Annotated in this window: 18 protein-coding genes; 7 read left to right on the top strand and 11 right to left on the bottom strand. The window is 42.6% G+C overall.

Annotated features, from left to right (window positions below; translation table 11 throughout):
* Positions 1-5 precede the first annotated feature (5 nt).
* Positions 6-728, top strand: a complete 723-nt coding sequence (locus tag ACMXYO_RS04290; protein WP_415887273.1) for a hypothetical protein — start codon at positions 6-8, stop codon at positions 726-728.
* Here the strand turns inward: ACMXYO_RS04290 and ACMXYO_RS04285 are convergent.
* A complete protein-coding gene (locus tag ACMXYO_RS04285) occupies positions 725-2,230 on the bottom strand; it encodes a SpoIIE family protein phosphatase (RefSeq protein ID WP_415887272.1) in 1,506 nt (501 codons plus the stop codon). The genes ACMXYO_RS04290 and ACMXYO_RS04285 overlap by 4 nt on opposite strands.
* 106 nt (positions 2,231-2,336) lie before the next feature.
* Between ACMXYO_RS04285 and ACMXYO_RS04280 the strand changes: the two genes are divergently transcribed.
* Entirely contained in the window at positions 2,337-3,791 is a 1,455-nt protein-coding gene (locus ACMXYO_RS04280; RefSeq protein WP_415887271.1) for a sigma-54-dependent transcriptional regulator, read from the top strand.
* On the opposite strand, the gene ACMXYO_RS04275 is transcribed toward ACMXYO_RS04280, so the two are convergent.
* The 6 genes from ACMXYO_RS04275 to ACMXYO_RS04250 are packed head-to-tail and all read right to left on the bottom strand — an operon-like array spanning position 3,788 to position 11,948.
* Complete coding sequence (locus tag ACMXYO_RS04275) at positions 3,788-6,490, bottom strand: response regulator (RefSeq protein ID WP_415887269.1); 2,703 nt, start codon at positions 6,488-6,490, stop codon at positions 3,788-3,790. The two genes, ACMXYO_RS04280 and ACMXYO_RS04275, sit on opposite strands and share 4 nt — an antisense overlap.
* A gap of 21 nt (positions 6,491-6,511) precedes the next feature.
* Complete coding sequence (locus ACMXYO_RS04270) at positions 6,512-7,792, bottom strand: HD domain-containing phosphohydrolase (protein ID WP_415887268.1); 1,281 nt, start codon at positions 7,790-7,792, stop codon at positions 6,512-6,514.
* Between the two features lie 9 nt (positions 7,793-7,801).
* On the bottom strand, positions 7,802-9,466 hold the full coding sequence (locus ACMXYO_RS04265) for a sensor histidine kinase (RefSeq protein WP_415887267.1): 1,665 nt from the start codon (positions 9,464-9,466) through the stop codon (positions 7,802-7,804).
* A 15-nt stretch (positions 9,467-9,481) separates the two neighbouring features.
* A complete protein-coding gene (locus tag ACMXYO_RS04260; RefSeq protein WP_415887266.1) occupies positions 9,482-10,303 on the bottom strand; it encodes a phosphate/phosphite/phosphonate ABC transporter substrate-binding protein in 822 nt (273 codons plus the stop codon).
* Positions 10,300-11,349, bottom strand: a complete 1,050-nt coding sequence (locus tag ACMXYO_RS04255; protein WP_415887265.1) for an HDOD domain-containing protein — start codon at positions 11,347-11,349, stop codon at positions 10,300-10,302. The genes ACMXYO_RS04260 and ACMXYO_RS04255 overlap by 4 nt, the downstream gene beginning before the upstream one ends.
* Positions 11,350-11,351: 2 nt before the next feature.
* On the bottom strand, positions 11,352-11,948 hold the full coding sequence (locus tag ACMXYO_RS04250; RefSeq protein WP_415887263.1) for a response regulator: 597 nt from the start codon (positions 11,946-11,948) through the stop codon (positions 11,352-11,354).
* A 202-nt stretch (positions 11,949-12,150) separates the two neighbouring features.
* On the opposite strand from ACMXYO_RS04250, the gene ACMXYO_RS04245 reads away from it, so the two are divergent.
* The 4 genes from ACMXYO_RS04245 (at position 12,151) to ACMXYO_RS04230 (ending at position 14,699) form a co-directional block, all read left to right on the top strand.
* Positions 12,151-12,690, top strand: a complete 540-nt coding sequence (locus ACMXYO_RS04245) for a heme NO-binding domain-containing protein (RefSeq protein WP_415887261.1) — start codon at positions 12,151-12,153, stop codon at positions 12,688-12,690.
* A complete protein-coding gene (locus tag ACMXYO_RS04240) occupies positions 12,687-13,625 on the top strand; it encodes a sensor histidine kinase (RefSeq protein ID WP_415887260.1) in 939 nt (312 codons plus the stop codon). Before ACMXYO_RS04245 ends, ACMXYO_RS04240 begins: the two co-directional genes overlap by 4 nt.
* Before the next feature lie 33 nt (positions 13,626-13,658).
* Entirely contained in the window at positions 13,659-14,021 is a 363-nt protein-coding gene (gene folX, locus ACMXYO_RS04235; protein ID WP_415887259.1) for a dihydroneopterin triphosphate 2'-epimerase, read from the top strand.
* A 168-nt stretch (positions 14,022-14,189) separates the two neighbouring features.
* A complete protein-coding gene (locus ACMXYO_RS04230) occupies positions 14,190-14,699 on the top strand; it encodes a hypothetical protein (RefSeq protein WP_415887258.1) in 510 nt (169 codons plus the stop codon).
* Between the two features lie 54 nt (positions 14,700-14,753).
* Here the strand turns inward: ACMXYO_RS04230 and ACMXYO_RS04225 are convergent, their stop codons facing one another.
* The 3 genes from ACMXYO_RS04225 to ACMXYO_RS04215 form a co-directional block, all read right to left on the bottom strand.
* Positions 14,754-16,685, bottom strand: coding sequence for a M48 family metallopeptidase (locus tag ACMXYO_RS04225; RefSeq protein ID WP_415887256.1), 1,932 nt, complete (start codon positions 16,683-16,685; stop codon positions 14,754-14,756).
* A 22-nt stretch (positions 16,686-16,707) separates the two neighbouring features.
* Positions 16,708-17,301, bottom strand: a complete 594-nt coding sequence (locus tag ACMXYO_RS04220) for a LemA family protein (RefSeq protein WP_415887255.1) — start codon at positions 17,299-17,301, stop codon at positions 16,708-16,710.
* Between the two features lie 120 nt (positions 17,302-17,421).
* On the bottom strand, positions 17,422-17,625 hold the full coding sequence (locus ACMXYO_RS04215) for a 2-hydroxymuconate tautomerase family protein (protein WP_415887254.1): 204 nt from the start codon (positions 17,623-17,625) through the stop codon (positions 17,422-17,424).
* A gap of 125 nt (positions 17,626-17,750) precedes the next feature.
* On the opposite strand from ACMXYO_RS04215, the gene ACMXYO_RS04210 reads away from it, so the two are divergent.
* Positions 17,751-18,365, top strand: coding sequence for a DsbA family protein (locus ACMXYO_RS04210; RefSeq protein ID WP_415887253.1), 615 nt, complete (start codon positions 17,751-17,753; stop codon positions 18,363-18,365).
* Positions 18,366-18,422: 57 nt separating this feature from the next.
* Here ACMXYO_RS04210 and ACMXYO_RS04205 read toward each other — a convergent pair whose 3' ends face one another.
* A complete protein-coding gene (locus ACMXYO_RS04205; protein WP_415883755.1) occupies positions 18,423-18,854 on the bottom strand; it encodes a cold-shock protein in 432 nt (143 codons plus the stop codon).
* Positions 18,855-18,986 lie beyond the last annotated feature (132 nt).

The following is an 18,986-nucleotide window of genomic DNA, read 5'->3' as shown; positions in this document are numbered from 1 at the left end:
AAGAGATGTTAGCTTTGCATAGACATAGCTCAATAGAGACCGTATACGCGAGAGTTCTGCGTCAGAATCTACAGCAATTTACCATCTGCAGTACCCAATCTGACGCAGGCAATACCTCCCTAGCCTTAGCCGTAGCCACAAGGGCAGCAAACGCAGGTAAACGGGTTTTATTGATAGAGCTCAATCCTAGTAGCCCACAGCTAGTTACTTGGCTGTCACTTACAAATACTGAGTGGTTACCTTTAACCGGTCACTGGGAACATGCTGCACAAGAAACCGATGTACCGGGCTTGATGGTTTTAAACTGCCCAGTGCAATCGAGCCATTGTGTCGAATTTAGGGATCTAGAAACATTGAAACTGTTTTTTAACAGCTGCCTAAATCTGTTCGATATGGTTATCTGCGACAGTGCTCCGGTTCTCACTGAAAAATCACAACTTCAAAACGACAACCATCTGCCAGTGGATATTATCTGTTCAGCAAGCAAAGCAACTCTGCTAAATATTGTGACCGGGCGAACCACTGAATCACAGGTTGATGAAGCAAGAGAAACGTTAAAAAATAGTGGAGCTATTCTGGCAGGGATCATTATGAATGACCGTTTCGCCCCGTCTCTACAACAAGAATTAATCCGTGAGAGCTATCGGTTTGAAAAAAGATTTCCCAAACTTATGCGTTACTTCCGAGAACGCTTTAGTCACATGACTTTATTGAATCAGGAGCTCTAACTATCCACCCGTTCCAGCAAGATCAGTGTTAGATCATCATCAGGAGCAGACAGGTTCAAACGTGCTTGCAACAGATGATCAGCCGCTGCCGCTAAAGGTAATTGACGACTACGTTCAATAGCTGCTTTTAGCTCTTTTGGCATCTCAACCGCCGCGTCGTTAAAACCATCTGAATAGAGCAAAACCCTATCGCTGACCTCTAGAGAAAAGCACGTTTGTTGATACCCCTCAATCCCCATACCGAGCATCGGCGACTTAGCCTCAATGTCTTTTATCTCGGTATCACTAAACAAGATAGGGCTCGGATGGCCGGCATTGATAATGGCTACCTTGCCCTCAGGTGATAAGGTCATTGCCGCCATAGTAGCCAAGGTTTCTTTGAGGACCGGATCTTCATCAAAACCTAAAGCTAATTGATTAAACAAGGCGGGTAATTCTATCCCCATCGAAGAGTAAGCAGAGCAAAGCCCTCTTAAATAGCCAGCAAGGGCGTAAGAGAACCCTTTCGCTGAAAGGCCATGCCCCATTAAATCGGCAAATAGAAATAGAGAACAATCCTTCTGTGGATAAAACTGTACTAAGTCCCCGCCTCCCGCTTCTGGATTGACGGTTCTTAGCTCGATCTCATAACCCGGGATCTTCTTGGGAAGACTTGGTCGTAATCCAAGCGTGACCTTTTGATCTACCTCTTGATGTATCTGCGCACTAAGATGCTCTCGCCTGCAGACGACTCTTTGAATCGTATTCAGCAATTGTTCCCTACTAACGGGCTTGGTAAGCAAATCATCAATCGGACGCCTTAGGGCTTTGTTGAGAAGTTCCGGTTCGATACAACCAGTCACATAGATAAATGCGGTATCAGCAACATCAGGAATGTGTGAGATTTTATCGAATAAAGCTGGGCCGTCTGCTTGAGGCATGTGGATATCACACACCACCAGATCAGGTTTATATTTAAGAACAGCTTGAAACGCCTCTGCCACCGAGGCTGCGCTCAGCACTTTATATTGAGATAGTAGGTATTGCTCAATCACTAAGCGATAAGCAGGATCATCATCAACGACAAGCACGGTCAGGGCTGATTCGGCCTGTGGCCTTGCTTGACGCAAGACCATGACGTTACAGGCATCATCACGATAACAGGCTGGTACATAGTGCATATCATCAAAGTAATGGGCTAATAGCTTTAACCCCATACCGCTCTCAGCAGCGATTAGATCCTCCGGATCATCAAGCATCTGACTAAACTGACTAAAGCTCGGGCCGTTATCACGCAGTTCTAGCCAGTAATCAAATTGATCACGCATTAATGTCAGAACAACTTCTGTAGGCTTTGGATCAGGGTAGCGCGATAAATTAACGATTAACTCTGCAGTCGCTAACAAGAATGCGTCTCTGTTTTTACACTCCAATTGCTCCAGCAGCGTGCCGAGTTCTTCACGTACTCTACGCGCTTCTTCCAACTGAGGTTGCAAATGCCATTCGCCTAATAATTCTGTCATTTCCCTGCCCAAACCGATATCGGATAAAATTCAATCACTTGGTGCTTGTAACAGCCTACCCTGTAGCATAGGCTAAAGGTAGGTTTTTGGTTGGAGAGGACGTCCTATGCCCGTACCTGAAGTTAATCGTATTCTGCTAGTTGAAGATGATGTTTCCATGGCGGCGGTTTACCGCAGCTACCTCACTGGTTTGTCATACCAGATTCACCATGAAGAAACAGGTGCAGGAGCATTAGCAGCCTTAGATAATGAGAGCTTCGACGGTATTCTCCTCGATTTCAGTTTACCCGATATGAACGGGATAGAAATTCTCGAAAAGATAAATCAAGAAGAGATCACTACCGAAGTCATTGTCACTACAGGCGATTGCTCGATGAATACCGCTATCGAAGCGATGCGACTGGGTGCGCGGGATTATCTGGTCAAGCCGTTCAGCAAAGACCGTTTAGTCACCACACTCAATAACACCTTCGAAAGCCAAAAACTCAAACGAATTGTTGAAACCTATCGAGAAGAGATTGATCGTCACAATTTCTGTGGCTTTATTGGTTCTTCTCTATCGATGCAGCGGGTCTATCAAGTCATCGATAGCGCGGCGAGCTCAAAAGCTACCATTTTTATCACTGGCGAAAGTGGTACAGGTAAGGAGGTCTGCGCAGAAGCAATCCACCAGCGGAGTGAACGCCAAAAATCCCCTTTTATTGCTCTAAACTGTGGCGCTATCCCAAAAGACCTTATTGAAAGCGAAATCTTCGGTCATAAAAAAGGCGCCTTTACAGGAGCCGTTAGTGATCGCGATGGTGCTGCCAGCGCCGCAAATGGCGGTACTTTGTTCCTTGATGAAATCTGCGAAATGGAGCTTGCTCTTCAATCCAAGCTACTGCGTTTTTTACAGACCGGCACCCTACAAAAAGTCGGCAGTGATAAAACCGAAAAGGTTGATGTTCGCATTGTCTGCGCAAGTAACAAAGATCCGCTCACTGAGATTCAAGCAGGTAACTTCCGCGAAGATCTGTATTACCGTTTACACGTTCTGCCGATTCACCTTCCGCCTCTACGAGAACGAGAGAATGACGTTATTGAGATAGCCCAAAGCTTCTTAACTCAGTATGCCGAAGAGGAAGGTAAAGGCTTTAAGCGCTTTGAACCTGAAACAGAGCTTATTTTAAGCAACTACGATTGGCCAGGTAATGTGCGTCAGTTACAAAACGTTGTCCGAAATATCGTGGTTCTTCATAACGGTGATGAAGTCACTCAAGCTATGTTACCTGCTCCATTAGATAGCTGTATCAAGCCGGTGCAATCGGCAGCAGTACATAGCATGGCCGCAGCAACTCCAGAACCTATGATTGCTGCACCCGCATTTTCACCGTCGGATATATCAAGCCCTGTTCAGGATCAACTCTCAGAGTTAATCAGGCCGATGGCCGATATCGAACAAGAAGCGATTGAACGAGCAATTGATCTTTGTGGGGGCAATATTCCAACGGCAGCCCATTATCTGAAAATCAGCGCTGCTACCATCTATCGGAAACGTAATAGTTGGAAAGAAAACGCTTAAGCTTTTCTTTCCAACATAAACTGATCCAAACAATCTAAGCTTTGCTGAGCGAGCGCTAGAAAATCGAGCAGCGATGCTCTTGCGCATCCGCCCTCTCGACACACCTTCTCAAGACTTCTGGCTTTCTTAGATAAGGTTATCAAGCCATATAATGCGGAGCTACTACCGATCGTATGGAGGTTGCGTTCGAGTAATGCATCATCGATATCTGGGTTAGAAAGCTCCTCTAGCCTTTTATCAACATCCTCTTTAAAGACATTGACCAGTTGGGGTAGAACTTCTTCAGAGGTATCACGTGCTAACTGATTCACATAGTCTGGTTCAAGCAGCTCTGTGCCATCATCTGTAACAACTGAGTCGATACTCTGTTTACTTGAATCAACCTTGTAAGTAGCCAATAAAGGTGAAATGACCTGAACCAGCACTTTTTTATCTAGTGGCTTTTCCAGATAACCTGACATCTCATATCGATTTATCTTTTCTCTGTCTTCAGGCATGACGTACGCAGTAAAAGCGATGATCGGTGTACCGCCCCAATCATCTCGCAAACGCATTTTTTTTGTTGTCTCATAACCATCCATATCGGGCATGGATATATCCATTAAGATCAATTGGAACCGACCTGGCTGGTAGGCTTCAATCGCCTCAGCACCACTGGATACACAAACCGTTTTAAGTCCTAAGGCCACCAACATATGTTCAACGACAATCCGATTGGTCGCACTATCATCGACCACTAAAACAGAAGCATTAAATCTGACATCACCGGTGACTGCTGCGCTGTTAGCTGGAACTGCTGATTCAACAACAGCTAGAGAGAAGCTAAATGTGCTACCTTTACTCGGTTCACTGCTAAATTTCAGTTCGCCACCCAGTAAATTCACCAGTTTTTGGCTTATTGAAAGGCCTAAACCTGTACCCTCGTAGGGACGATTTTGCGTATTACTGATGGTAGTGAATTCAGAAAAGATCTGCCCTTGTTCATCCCAAGGGATACCTATGCCGGTATCAATCACTTTAAAGCCCAGGCGATTATTAGCTAGTAAATCTACTTGGAGACTGACCTCACCATAGTCTGTGAATTTGATCGCGTTGCAGAGCAGATTTAGTAGTATCTGGCGTAATCGTTGTTCATCTATTTCAATCCAATCAGGTACTGACGGATCAATCTGAAAATTGAGTACAATCGATTTCTCTTCCACCCGCGGCATCAGTAACTGCTCAAGCTGACTTAGTAGCAAGCGCAAGTTACAAGGCGCTGGAACTATTTCTAGTTTATCTGCTTCTATTTTCGAGAAATCGAGAATATCCGAGATAATAGTGAGTAAGCCTTGCCCCGACGCTAAAGCGCTTTCTACAAACTTAGATTGGGAGCCATCAAGTTGCGTATCTTGTAGTAGTTGAAGTAGCCCTAAAACACAGTTTAAAGGCGTGCGAATCTCATGACTCATCATTGCCAAGAAACGTCCTCTAGCGCTATTTGCACGGTTCGCTTCGGATACCGCTTTTTCAAGAGAAAATTGGGTTTGCTTTAACTCGCTGATATTTAGATGGGAAACGATAATTGCACCGTTATCCGCTTGCGTCTCATGGATCTCAATCCATACATTTGGCTGAAGCTCGTATTGCTTAATGATCGGAAGTGATGCGTGTAACGCTAGCTGTTGTTCTATCCACTGTTCAGGGTTGTTCTGAGCTTCGCAAAACAGCCCTTTTTCTACACAGTTTCGAAAAAATGACTCATAGGTGACACTGCCGGAAAGATCAACACCATATTCGCTGTATAGATTTCTAAATTGACGATTAAATCTAAGTAACTTGTCTCCAGCTCCAAACAGCGCAAAACCATCTTGCGCCATTTCTAACGCCCCGATGAGCAGTTCATTCTCACTTTCTGCACTAACTCGACGGCTAATATCTCTGATCATTCCCAAAAATTTTGAATGTCCTTCAATCTCCATTGAAGTGACACTCAATTCTATCGGGAACACCTCACCATTTTTTCGTACACCAACAAGTCTTCTCTGATTCCCTAAAAGCTCTTTTAAACCATCCCCTGTATTGTTAACTAAGTAATAGTCATATTGACTTCGATAAGGCTCAGGCAATAAAAGAGAAAAATCCCTACATCTCAGATCATTTTTGGAATAACCAAAAATCCTTTCAATAGCTTTATTTGCTGATGCAATTTTTCCCAGATCATCAATGGTGACAATACCATCGATGACCGTGTCTAAAATAACCTGTAGCTGGGTAGCAGTAGCTTTGGGAGATAGGTCAGTCGCAGTTGCCAAGACATTATGTTGGACTGAAGGTGACTCAGCTTTCAAATTTGTTTGCGAAAGCGATATATGTAGGTGCTCTACAAGCTCTTGGTTACTCCAAGGCTTCGCTAAGAATTTATGAACAACACCACTATGAACAGCTTTAAGAACCGTATCAAAATCAGAATGCCCACTCAGTATAATCCGCTTAGTGTCAGGCCATTTAGCTTCCACCTTAGTTAGCATCTCAGTACCTGATAATCCCGGCATTCGATAATCAGATAAAATAACCTCCGCTCTGTTTTCACTAAGCCATTGTAGAGCGTCCTCCCCAGATGAAGCCGTTGCGAAAGTGATATCTGCTCGGCGCATCAAACGCTGTAAAGAAGCCAAGATATGGGGTTCATCATCTACCAACAGTACCTGAACATCCATACATCACCCTTTACTTGGCCATTACTTTTGAGAAACGTATATTTCTAACGCTTCTTCTAAGTTAAATTCCATTTCTCGAATTCGTTCGATGGCGACTTCATCGAGATCCTGATCTGCACTGAGTAGTAAAATACCTTCCTGACTAATCAGATCACGGCTTAACTTCATGCCCTCTCGTAATTGTTCACTGGATATCTGTTTATCATTTAGAACATCACCAGTTTTAGACAACCCTTCAATGACCTCTGACAGAACCTCAACCACATCTTGGTTATAACGTTCAGCGGCTGTGGCCTGCATATAACGGATCGCTTCTGTTGTACTGTACTGACGCTCATCATACAAGCCAGAAACCATCTCAACATAATCGTTCACTACACAAAGAATTTGCGCACGGATCGAAATTTGATCGCCTTTTAAACCTTTAGGGTAACCACTACCATCAAGATACTCTTTATGCTGAAGAATGATCTGTCCTGCAGGGTATAGAGGCTTCACTAACAACAACGCCGCTTGCGCTAATAGAGGGTATTGTTGAAAGGTTCGCTGTTGCTCCGTTTCCATCGTTAGGTAGGGATTTTTTAAAAGCTCATCAGAAAAACTCAGTTTACCGATCTGACGTAATTGCCAAGCATAATAAAGCTGCTTAAGCTCTTGCCCCTCTAAACCAAACTTTTTCGCAACAGCCACCAGTACCTGATTAAGCTTACGGTTTTCTTTTGTAGCTTTAATACCTAATCGGCGAGCCGTTTGGGTAGAGAACATACGAACAACCGAACGATAGCTATCTTTAATTCGGTCATTTGCCATTTTAAGTTGACGAGTACGCTCTTGGACTTTGCTGTCTAAGGATCGGTTAAGTGCTTCTAACTGTTCATTCTTTTCTTGGGTTTCCTGCTGAAGTCGTTCATTTTCTTGCTGCAAACTCGCTAATCGAAAACCCTTTTCCACCATTTTTATGACATCGCTGTCTTCCCAAGGCTTCAGCAAAAACCGACTCACTTTACCACGATTAATAGCGTCAATAGCGGCTTGTGCTTCGGCATAACCGGAAATAACAATCCGCTCTATATCAGGAAACTCTTTTGCCGCTTTCTCGAGAAACTCTTCACCGCCCATTTCGGGCATACGCATATCACTGACTAAGATATCGACCGGATTTTCACGCAATATTTCCAGTGCTTCATTTGGAGAAACGGTAGTAAGGACTTTGCACTTTAGAGGTCTTAATAAGCGTTTAAGGGAATTAAGAACAGCCAGCTCATCATCAACTAGTAAAATTGTATTATTCGGATAGCTCATAACCTATTTTTACTCCTTTACTAGGTCGTGGGATTCAGTCTGCTTCGGCAGGGAAGGTGCCTTAGTTAGTATGGGTAGTGCCAAGGTAAAACAGGTCCCTTTACCTGGTTCGCTGTCCACCAAAATATCACCGTTATGTTCTTCAACAATAATTCCATAAGAGATCGATAAGCCAAGTCCAGTTCCTTCACCCACCTTCTTGGTAGTAAAGAAAGGGTCAAACAATTTATCTATCTGTTCCTTCGCGATTCCATGCCCCGAGTCTTTAACTTTGATCTCAATTCGATCTTGATTAACCTTGGAGCTCACATCAATCGTACCGGTATCTGTAATAGCCTGTCCTGCATTGACCAGTAAATTCAACAGTACTTGCTTAATTTTACCGGGTAAACAATACGTTAACGGAATATCAGCTAAATCAGTTGCTAGTTTGCAGTGGTATTTCAATTCATTATTCACAACCTTTAAAGTTGCTTCAATACAGTCATTCAGATTACAAAGTTCGTACTTTTCAACTGGATCAACATGGGAAAATGCTTTTAACCCCTGGACAATATCTTTAACCCGGGCGGACCCTTCTTTGGTATCTTTTAATAGGTCATCCAGATCTTCATTCATAAATTCCAAATCTAATTCATCTCGAAGCTCTTTCAGTTTAAGAATGAGACTATCGCGCTTTTCACCCTCAGAACTATCTATGATCTCTTGCTGAACAGAGATCAATTGTCGATAGTTATTCGCGTAGAGTTCTAGAGTTCTTAAATTACTAATGACAAACCCTAATGGATTATTAATCTCATGGGCCACACCCGCTGCCAATAACCCGATCGAGGCCATTTTTTCTGACTGTAACAATTTTGCCTGAGCTTCTTTTATCTCTTTATTAGCCTGCTCTAACTGTCCGTTCTTAGCCACTAACTCCTTAGTCCGTTCATCAACCCTCTCCTCAAGCGAGCGATTAAGTTCTTTGAGTTGTATTTCAAACTCATCTCTTCGCGCACTCGCTTCATGCAGGTTACTTGCCATCGCATTAAAAGCGATGGCTACATCTGCCACTTCATCTTGGCCTTTAACCGGTACTTTAATTTCGAAATCACCAACTGAAATAACCTCAGCAGCTTGGGTCAGCACCTTAAGCTGGCGCGTCAGATAAGTTCCTAATATCAAAGAAAACAGAGCCACTAGCCCCATCTCTATCGCCGCAATCAATGCGCTTCGCTGCTCGGCCTCTTCAATCGTTTTATTTAGGCTGTTGATATCTAGCCCTAACTCCACTCGACCGTAAACTTGCCCCCCTTCAGAGATCTCGGCGTAAGTATCAAAAATACCGTCTTTAACAGTCGAAACAGATTGATCTGAGGAAAAGGGTTTCGACAACACGTCTGCACTGCCTTTTTCAGCAAACACTATTTTTTCTGGCCCGAGAACCCTTGCATAAACAAGATCAGGGTTAATCATCACTTCAGAAACAAAGGCTTCCAACGAAGCTAAGTCGTAACTAAGCACCGCATCTTTAGTCGTCGTCGCAAACAAAGTCGCTGTTGTATGAGCACGCTTACTTAAACCTTCATAGTTTGTGGTACGAAGATAATCTAAGGTCATGCTAATCAGCAGCAACAGCAATAATGCTTCTATGGTGGCGATACCCAGTATCGTTTTGAGTCGAAGAGACACGGCTAATTCCAACTACTACTTCAATAGATGCTCAAGCAACTTAATATCTAATTCCCTGACATCATCCCAATCTTCATTGGCTGCGATTTCCATACCTTTGAAATTGATGGTTTTCAAAAGAGCTTGACCTTCAGGGTCCTCATTCATGCTTAAAAATGCTTGCTGTATTTTCTTCAGTTTTTCATTTCCAACGCGCGGGTGAACAGCAATGGCATGAGGGGTGTAACCTGGCGTTGTCCATAAAATACGTAGATTTTCTCTAACTTTAGGGTCGGTATTATTAAAGGTTCTCATGACCCCTCCCCCAGCAGGAAACAGTCCTCTTGATACCGTCAGGTAAACTGAATCATGTGAGGAAACATATTTAGGCTGAAAGCTAATACCCTCTTTATTCATCTTTGCGCGGGGCAATACACTAGCAGCAAATGCAGCAGGAGAAGGAAACGACAACGTGCTCGAATCAAGTTCTGACAAACTCTTTATTGGGCTATCTTTTTGGACAACTACAATCCCTTTAATACGCTTATCTTTCTGCTTTAGAATCGCTTGATACCCCGTTTTTTGACTAAAGACCGTATAGTGGTAAGGATTCATATAAGCGATATCATACTCACCAGCCAACACCCTTTTTTCGAAGGTTGGTATATCTTGAGCCGTAGCAAACATGATTTTCACGCCTGATTTTTCGCTTAGATAAGCACTGATCGGCGTCCATAATTTCGCTAGTTTTTTCGCAGATTGTTGAGGGACGATCCCCAGGGTTAATGTTTCACCAAAGGACTTAACTGGCATAAAAACGATTAAAATCGCTAAAACCAAAGAGTGTAAAATTTTCATTCGGTACTCTCCTTAACAGAAATTTCCGCGCAATCCAGAATTTCTTCTGAAAGTTCGTCTAAAGATATATCGCCAGCTGCCAACTGCTTGGCTACAAAAAGCTGGCAAGTCAATTTAGATACAGGAATCTGCTTTAATGGATTGGACTGGTATAAGACGGCATTCACCACTTCGGGAGCAAACCCCCATAATTTAAGTAAATAAGCACCAATCGCATCACCATGAGAGGCATCATCTATATCAACTAAAGATCCAATTTCATGAAATAGACCTGCCAAATAAACCTGATCTTGGGTGTAATCACTGGCTGTCGAGACATTAGAATCCTGCAATATGTTCACAACGGTTTGTGCTCGATTAGCATCAAAGTTTTTAGGCTCTTGTTTACAGATTCCAAAAAATAAAACCAAGCTCTCTACGAGCCCAACGCCAAGACGCATGAGTGCCTGCTGTAAGCTTTCGGTCTTCGTTTGAAAACCAAAGAAACTAGAATTAGCCACTTGGATAACTTTGGCAGATATTGCTAGATCACATTCTATAATTTCTACTAATTTATTGATTTCAGGTTCATCTGAGCAACCTAAATACTTTTTAAGTTCGGCATAAACTAAAGGAAGTGCAGGTAGGTGCTGTAATGACCCGATCAACTTACGTTGCGCATCAGATATAGGAACCTGTTTTAACGCCTTGGCTCTCTCAAGAACCTCAACTAACTCTTCAGCGTCAAAAGGTTTAGGTAAAAGGAGATGGGCGACATCCGCCGACACCAACACTGTGTTATCACTGGTATCACCGCTGATTAAAATTCGCATCGCTTCGGGCACACTTTCTTGAACAGCCCTTAGCAATTTTTCGCCATCCATTTCTGGCATGCGTTTATCGCAAACAACAATACAGGGCCTTTGTTCTTTAATTATCTGAAGTGCTTTTATTGGAGATGATTCAAAAACAAAGCTCCATTCACTCGTATACCCTCGAAAGCTTCTCCTTAACGCCCTTAGAGTACTTGCTTCATCATCAATAAATACAACGGTTCCCTGTTTCATAATCAGATTGCTCTCGAAGTTTCGATTATCTGGCTATCAGAGCTATCCATGAGTAGCTCAATCTGTTTGAGCAGATCAGAATTGGCATAAGGCTTCGACAGATAGCAATCCGCTCCATGCTTAACAGCCCGTTCTAATTCAGCTTCAGATGTTCCTGAAATGACTACAATACGTGTAGATATGAGATGGTCTGAATGTCTAACGTAACTAATAACATCCTCACCATTTAACCCCGGCATATTAAGATCAAGGGTCATAACGGCCGGTTTTAACTGCGTTAATAATGACCCTGCTTCAAAGCCATTTACTGCGATTTGTGTCTCATATCCAGCCCCTCTTAAAACCCGCTGTATCGCTCTAGCTGCCGCCGGCTCATCATCAACAATCAGAATTAAATTATCACCAGGCGCAGCCAGTTCCTCTGGTAACGGAATATCGTGAGCTTTAAGGAACTTTAGTAAATTATCTTCCGATACACGGTTATTGCCTCGACCTGGCAACTTAAACCCTTTCAATTCACCTTTTTCTATCCAACGGATCACCGTGCGCAAACTTACACCGCAGATTTGTGCGACATCACCTGATGTATAAGTTTTCATAACTCAACCTTCCTAACGACTTTTCTCTTAATTAAAAGTAGTCATGGATTTCTCATTTGTCACAAAAGTCATATAAAAAAGTACGTCTAAATTGCAAAATCAAAGCGTTAACTAATAGAGAAGAGGACATTTATGCCAGATACCATAAAATAGTCTATATTGAAGATCATAACTTTTTTCTGCGAAATGAAGGTGGCTTGTAATGAAAGGGGTTGTTTTCAATATTCTCGAAGAGATGGTGATCGATCAGTGCGGCCTAGAACAATGGAATAATATTCTAGATAAATTATCCCTTGATGGGGTATATACCTCTGGGCAGACCTATCCAGATGATGAGCTCTTTGCTCTGGTTGCTGAGATTTCTGAACAAACAGGTATAGAATTCGGTACATTAGTAGGCGCATTTGGTGAATTTCTATTTGATAGCTTAGCCCGCCGCTATCCGGTTTTTATTGAGCAACAACCTGACCTCTGTAGTTTCCTTGAAAGCGTAGATAGCGTTATCCACTTAGAAGTTAAAAAACTATTTGAAAACCCTTCCTTACCCCGTTTTGAATATGAGAAATTGGAAAATGGTGCGCTGCTTATGCGCTACAGCTCTCCAAGGAAATTATGCATATTAGCTGAGGGATTAATTAGAGGTGCAGCTACAAAATATGAGACACCGATCTCTATAACACACGATGTTTGCTGCCATAAAGGCGATCCCCATTGCGACATAATCGTTGAGTTTCACAAATGACCGATACCTCTAACCCTTATAAACAAGCATACGAACGCGAACGCAAAGCTCGACTTGAAGCTGAACACTTACTTGAAGAAAAGTCTCGCGAGCTTTACCAAAAAAATCAGAACTTAGAACAAAGCTACGAACAACTCCAAAAGCAGCAAACCATGATGCTGCAAAACGAGAAGTTAGCCACATTAGGTACGTTATCTGCGGGCATAGCGCACGAAATAAACAACCCTATAGCCTTTATCAAAAGTAATGTTGAATCTCTGAAGCAGTACTTTGATGCCTACAATCTTATTCTTAATGAAATAAAACGCTTACTGCCTTCACTTCCTGCTGATCAAAAAGAGTCTTTAGAAGAGCTTCTTATATCCGAAGATATCGATTTTATTTCTGAGGACATTCCGCAACTCATGGAAGATACACAAGAAGGCTTGATACGCGTTAGAGATATTATCCAAAACTTACGAAGCTTCTCGCGCACACAAGCCAATGACCACGGTAGTTACGATCTCGTAGAAGGCATAAATAGCACTTTAAAACTGTTAAAAAGCGAATTAAAAAACTCCATCACCTTAGACATTTCGCTTGAGCCCTTGCCAAAGATCGAGTGCAACCTCAACGAACTTAATCAGGTATTTCTCAATCTCATTATGAATGCCAAACATGCCACTATAAATTGTCAGGCTCCCTGTATTTCTGTGAGATCCAAATATGATGATCAATACGTATATATTGAAATTGGCGACAATGGCTGTGGTATATCCGAAGAAGTGCAGAAAGATATATTCACCCCTTTCTTTACCACTAAACCTGTAGGACAAGGCACAGGTATGGGGTTAGCCATTTCACATAACATCATAAAAAAACACAACGGCGAGATTCAATTACAAAGCAAAACCGATGAAGGCACTACTTTCACAATCAAACTCCCTATAAACTGAACTCACCCCCTATCTGTGAACAAAAGGACTTCCATGCTCAGCAACGCAATTATCAACATCACCAATCTTCGCTTACGTACTTTTATTGGTTTTAACCCTGAAGAGATGGAAAAACAGCAGGATGTTGTTATTAATATCGAAATTCAGTATCCAGCGAATAAAGCTTTCGCCGATGATGTTGATCAGGCTCTCAATTACAAAACCATCACAAAAGAAATAATTAAGCATGTGGAAGATGGACGCTTTTTACTGCTCGAGAAACTCGTTTCTGATGTCTTAGATATATGCACAACTCACCCATGGACGGTTTATGCCAAAGTAACCATTGATAAACCACACGCCCTAAGATTTGCTGACTCAGTATCACTCTCTTTAGAGTGGAAAAAGGATATATAAGCCAAAAACTCATACTAAGGAAGCATGAAAAACCGTCATTTCCACTACTTTATATTGAAAAAATCTCAACTAGCATAGCTAGATCATTTCTTGAGTTTTAGTTATTCCCGTCTAGTCTACTGAGAGTCCACCCTAACAAGGTAGTAAACAACTCAGGGAGAGAAGTAGATGGATATCAATCGGTTTAATCAACTTATTCGTCAGGCCGTTAACGATAACAATGCTGCTGCATGGCATTCCGCAGCAGATCACCGTGCTTTTTGTGGAAAACTCTTAGGTTCATTTGAAGCTCATGAGGTAGTGAAAAATATCCTTATTGATGTCGTCGACGAATTACTACAACGTAAAGCCGAAGATAAATTTTGTACCTATGCCATCGGCGACGGCGTAACCATTTTAGAAAGCGGTCATTGCTTACCAGCAACTGTCATCAAGCAAACTAATAATAGTGAAGATCTAACTGTCCAATTAGATAAGGTTTTTACCGATGGCCATTTTGAAAAAGATAGAAGTGGCGAGGTGATTGAATTTCATCGCTCTCATGATCGAGTGTATGTGCATATAGAGGGACGTACACTTAGCCGCCTAGTTGCCGGTCGAAAATTTGTAGACTATTCGCCAGAACATATTAAAGAAGAGATGGAAAGGCTAACCTCAAACAAGCAGCTTGCCTGTTAATAAGTTAACACTTCCATTCAAAAAGATAAGCAAGCTCAGTATGAGCTTGCATAATTATTCACCCTCGTATAGATGCTCTAGCTTTGGCAGAGGACATCCCATTATGGCCGCAATTGCCGTTATCAACTCGCGTTCAGTCGTTGTAAGCTTGCCATCATGCTCAATGCATCGACACAGACCAATTAGTAAACGTCTCTGCAGCAAAGGATACGCAAGCCCCAGTGCATTTACCGCTTTGATAAACACCTGAACATCACAATCGCCAGCCGGTAAAAGGTGGATGTTATAGAGAGAGACCGCACCTGCACCTCGATTAAATGCCCTTTCCGCTGTTTCTTCATCTTCATGACCAAAACGAGCCACAACAGATAAAATTTGCGCATATTGATCACCGATCTGACCTGGTGTTTTATAGAGCGGAGCGCTCTTAAGCTCTGGCTCATATTCTCCAGCAAGGTAATGCTGAACCAACTGGAATAGACACCATTCAAATAGATCAGTTTTCTTATCCGCTCTAATCAACTGCATTAATAGGCGTTTAAACTGCTTATACTGTTCCGCTGACATACACTTCAGTGCGGGAAGTAATAACTCGATCAGAGGTAAACGACAATGCTCTTGAAGATTATCTACTGACTGAGTCGTTTTAAGTACTTCCTGCTCTAAGCCCTGAAACTCAGTTGCCTTAATCATCTCCAGCTGTTTCTGACGTAGCTCACCTTCACTATGAAGCAGTAAAGAACAACAAATAGACATTGCACCTAAGGATTCTTTAGCCTGTCCACACAAACATTCAGGGATTTGATCTATTTTCTCTCGCGCGGCACTCAAACTATTATCTGTTAGAGCACTGTCTCCAGACCCCGTCAAAACCGCTGTACCTATCGCGGTAGCCTCTTGCATCCTCTGACGTTTCTCATCGTTTATCTGCTGTTCTTCTGCAAGCTTTCGCTCTCGGGTTTCGTTACCACGATAAAGAAAATTGCCATCCCAATGGGGATCAACACGAAGAATTCGGTCAACAATTGGAGGGTGCGTTGCAAATAGACTAGAAAGGCTAGAGATCGCTTGGCCAAAAAACAGATGACTAACTTCGCTACGATGAACGTTGTTGATCTCACTACCCGGCGAATATCCACCAATCAGTTTTAGTGCATTCGCAATGCCATCAGGATTACGGGTGAACTGCACTGCACTGGCATCCGCCAAGAATTCTCGCTGTCGACTTACTGCAGATTTGATAAGTTTGCCAAAAAAGATCCCTAACCAACCGACGATCATTAACCCAAATCCAAGCAGTGCTATCCTTCCGTCGGAACGGCGATCACTCCCACCTCGAGCAAAGAGTTCCCCTACCTGACCAATAAACACGATGCCATGCAGCAAAGAGATCAAACGCAGGTTTAGGCGCATATCACCATTCAGAATATGACTAAATTCATGCGCAATAACTCCCTGCAGCTCATCCCTTTTAAAGTGCTCTATGGAACCCTGAGTAACACCAATAACCGCATCAGCTGGTGTATTGCCTGCAGCAAAGGCATTAATACCCATTTCATGCGCCATTAGGTATACCGGCGGGACAGGCATCCCTGAAGCCAATGCCATCTCCTCGACAACATTGAGTACCAAACGCTCATTCGCTTCTTCGCTATCAGGTAGTATACGTACGCCACCTAATGATTCAGCCACCGCTTTACCACCAGACGACAGCTGCCACCATTTGTACAAAATGGCGCATCCAACCACACCGCCTATAGCTAAACTTATCAGCCCAAAGCTTCTCCAAGAAAATATACTTAGGCTTCCAAAGAAAGATGTATCGTACGCTGGTACTAGATTGGCTGTATTACTCGATAATAAATGAAAAGCTAAACCCACTAATAGATTGGTAATCATGATTAAGCTGAGAACAGCTAGGCAGAAAAGGAAGACAAGCCAGCCGGTATTACGTCGAGCTTTGTCTTGTTGCTCAAAAAAATTCATGGATCAGCAACCTCGTAAGTTGTTAAAAACTTACTTTTGGTGCTGCTTGAATCTGTTCACTGTCATCAAACTCAAGCAAGGTAGCATCTTGAGAGTGACCAAACATGTTCGCGAAGAAAACTGGAGGGAAAGATTGGCGGTAAGTATTGTATTCAGTCACCGCATCGTTAAACGCTTGGCGAGCGAAAGCCACTCGGTTTTCAGTAGATGATAGCTCCTCTGACAGTTGCATCATATTTTCATTGGCTTTTAGATCTGGGTAATCTTCCATAACAAAATTCAACTTACCCAATGCCGATTGCAACTGATTTTCAGCACCTGACAACTGCTGCAGTGAATCAGCGCTATGCACCGCGGCCGCACCTTTCAACAATGTAGAAGCTTCATTTCTTGCCTGAATAACCGCTTCAAGCGTTTCGCGTTCATGCTTCATATAGCCTTGAGCAACTTCCACTAGGTTAGGAATAAGGTCGTAACGACGCTTTAACTGCACCTCTATTTGGGAAAAACCGTTTTCATAACGGTTTTTAAGCTTCACCAAGCTGTTGTATATACTGATCACATAAAAAACTGCTGCCGCAATTATCACCAGAAAGATAATTGTACCTATTTCCATTGCCCTACTCCTTGGATTATTTGATTTGACTATAAAACAGATTCAAACAGCAGTGTAGCCATACCCCACTGTTTATTGGCCATTTTGCATAGGAAGGATCAGCAATAAAAGTAGAAATTGTTATTTCCCTTGGTTTCTCCTTTCAGTGATTACTTCACCGGCCACTCCCCAGTTATCAGTATTCACTTCGTCAATCACTACAACGGTTGTTGCTGGGTTTTTATTCAAAACATCTACAAGGAGTTTAGTAGCCCCCTCAATAAGCTGTTTTTTCTGATCAGCAGTAACACCCTCATCGGTAATTTTGATATTAACGTACGGCATAATAAGCTCCTTTAATTAAGTACTAGGAGCTTATCTCTCTGATATATTTAACACTAATAGTTTATAGAGAATATTCCGTTCACCATTTTAGATCAGAGCATTTAAACACCTAGACAGAAGCAAAGATGGCAAATTTTATTTATGTAATGGACCCAATGTGCAGTTGGTGCTGGGCATTCTCACCGGTGATTTCCCACTTAAAAGATAAATATCCAGAATTGCATTGGCAATTACTGATGGGAGGCTTAGCCCCTGACTCAGATCAGCCTATGCCAGAAGCGATGCAACAAAAACTGATCTCAATTTGGCAGCACATTGAGGAACATACTGGAGCAAAATTTAATTTCGACTTCTGGCGTGACAACACGCCTAGACGTAGCACTTATCCAGCCTGTCGCGCCGTAATTGCCGCTGAGCATCTTGAATCAGATGTTGCTTTTGAAATGATAGAAGCTATTCAACAAGCCTATTACCAAAAGGCTTTAAACCCTTCAGATATAGAAGTACTTACCAACCTTGCAGAAGGTATTGGATTGGACAAAGACATTTTCAACTCGCTAATGAATGACCCAGAGATCCAAACCGAACTAGAACAACAAATACAACAGAGCCACGCTTTGGGCGCCCAAGGGTTTCCTTCGCTATTTATTGCAACAGAAGCCGGAGCACATGCGATTAGCTATGGCTATTGTGGAATCGAGGAAGTAATGAGAAGAATTGAAGCGATTTTAGGCAGGTGAGAATTAGAGAGGTAAATACAACGGGGTTACCAGAACAGCAACCCCGTTGGAATGAGCTTAGTCTCTTACAACAGAAACATCTTCCGCCTGAAGACCTTTATCACTCTCACGTACATGGAAGCGTACCTTTTGACCTTCTGCCAAAGATCGGTGACCACGACCACGAATATTACGGAAGTGAACAAATACGTCATCGTCTTCACCACGGGTGATAAAGCCGAAACCTTTAGACACGTTAAACCACTTAACGGTGCCCTGCTCACGGTCATCGTTTTCGTCGATATACTCTTCTTCTGCACCATTTACTACAGAAGCATCTGCTTCAGCATTGTTACCAGACGCTGCAAAGAAAGAAGCAGCAAAAGTCACTACAAACACAACTGCCACAGCAGCAATATTAGATAACTCAACCTCAACACCCGCTACCGAACCTAACAGAACTGGCACTAAAACGGCCGCGATAGCACTCACAATCAGACTACGAATCACTGATTAACCCTCATTGTATTATATTGTCATTTATCACATGAATAGCACTTGTACTGGCGGAATAAAGATTATCCCTACCAAACAGAGAGGTATAGCGAATTTCGTGATTTTTTTCAACAGCTTATATTGTTA

Source organism: Neptuniibacter sp. QD37_6 (assembly GCF_047778085.1).
Taxonomy (GTDB): domain Bacteria; phylum Pseudomonadota; class Gammaproteobacteria; order Pseudomonadales; family Balneatricaceae; genus Neptuniibacter.
This window is presented reverse-complemented; position numbering and strand designations above follow the sequence as displayed.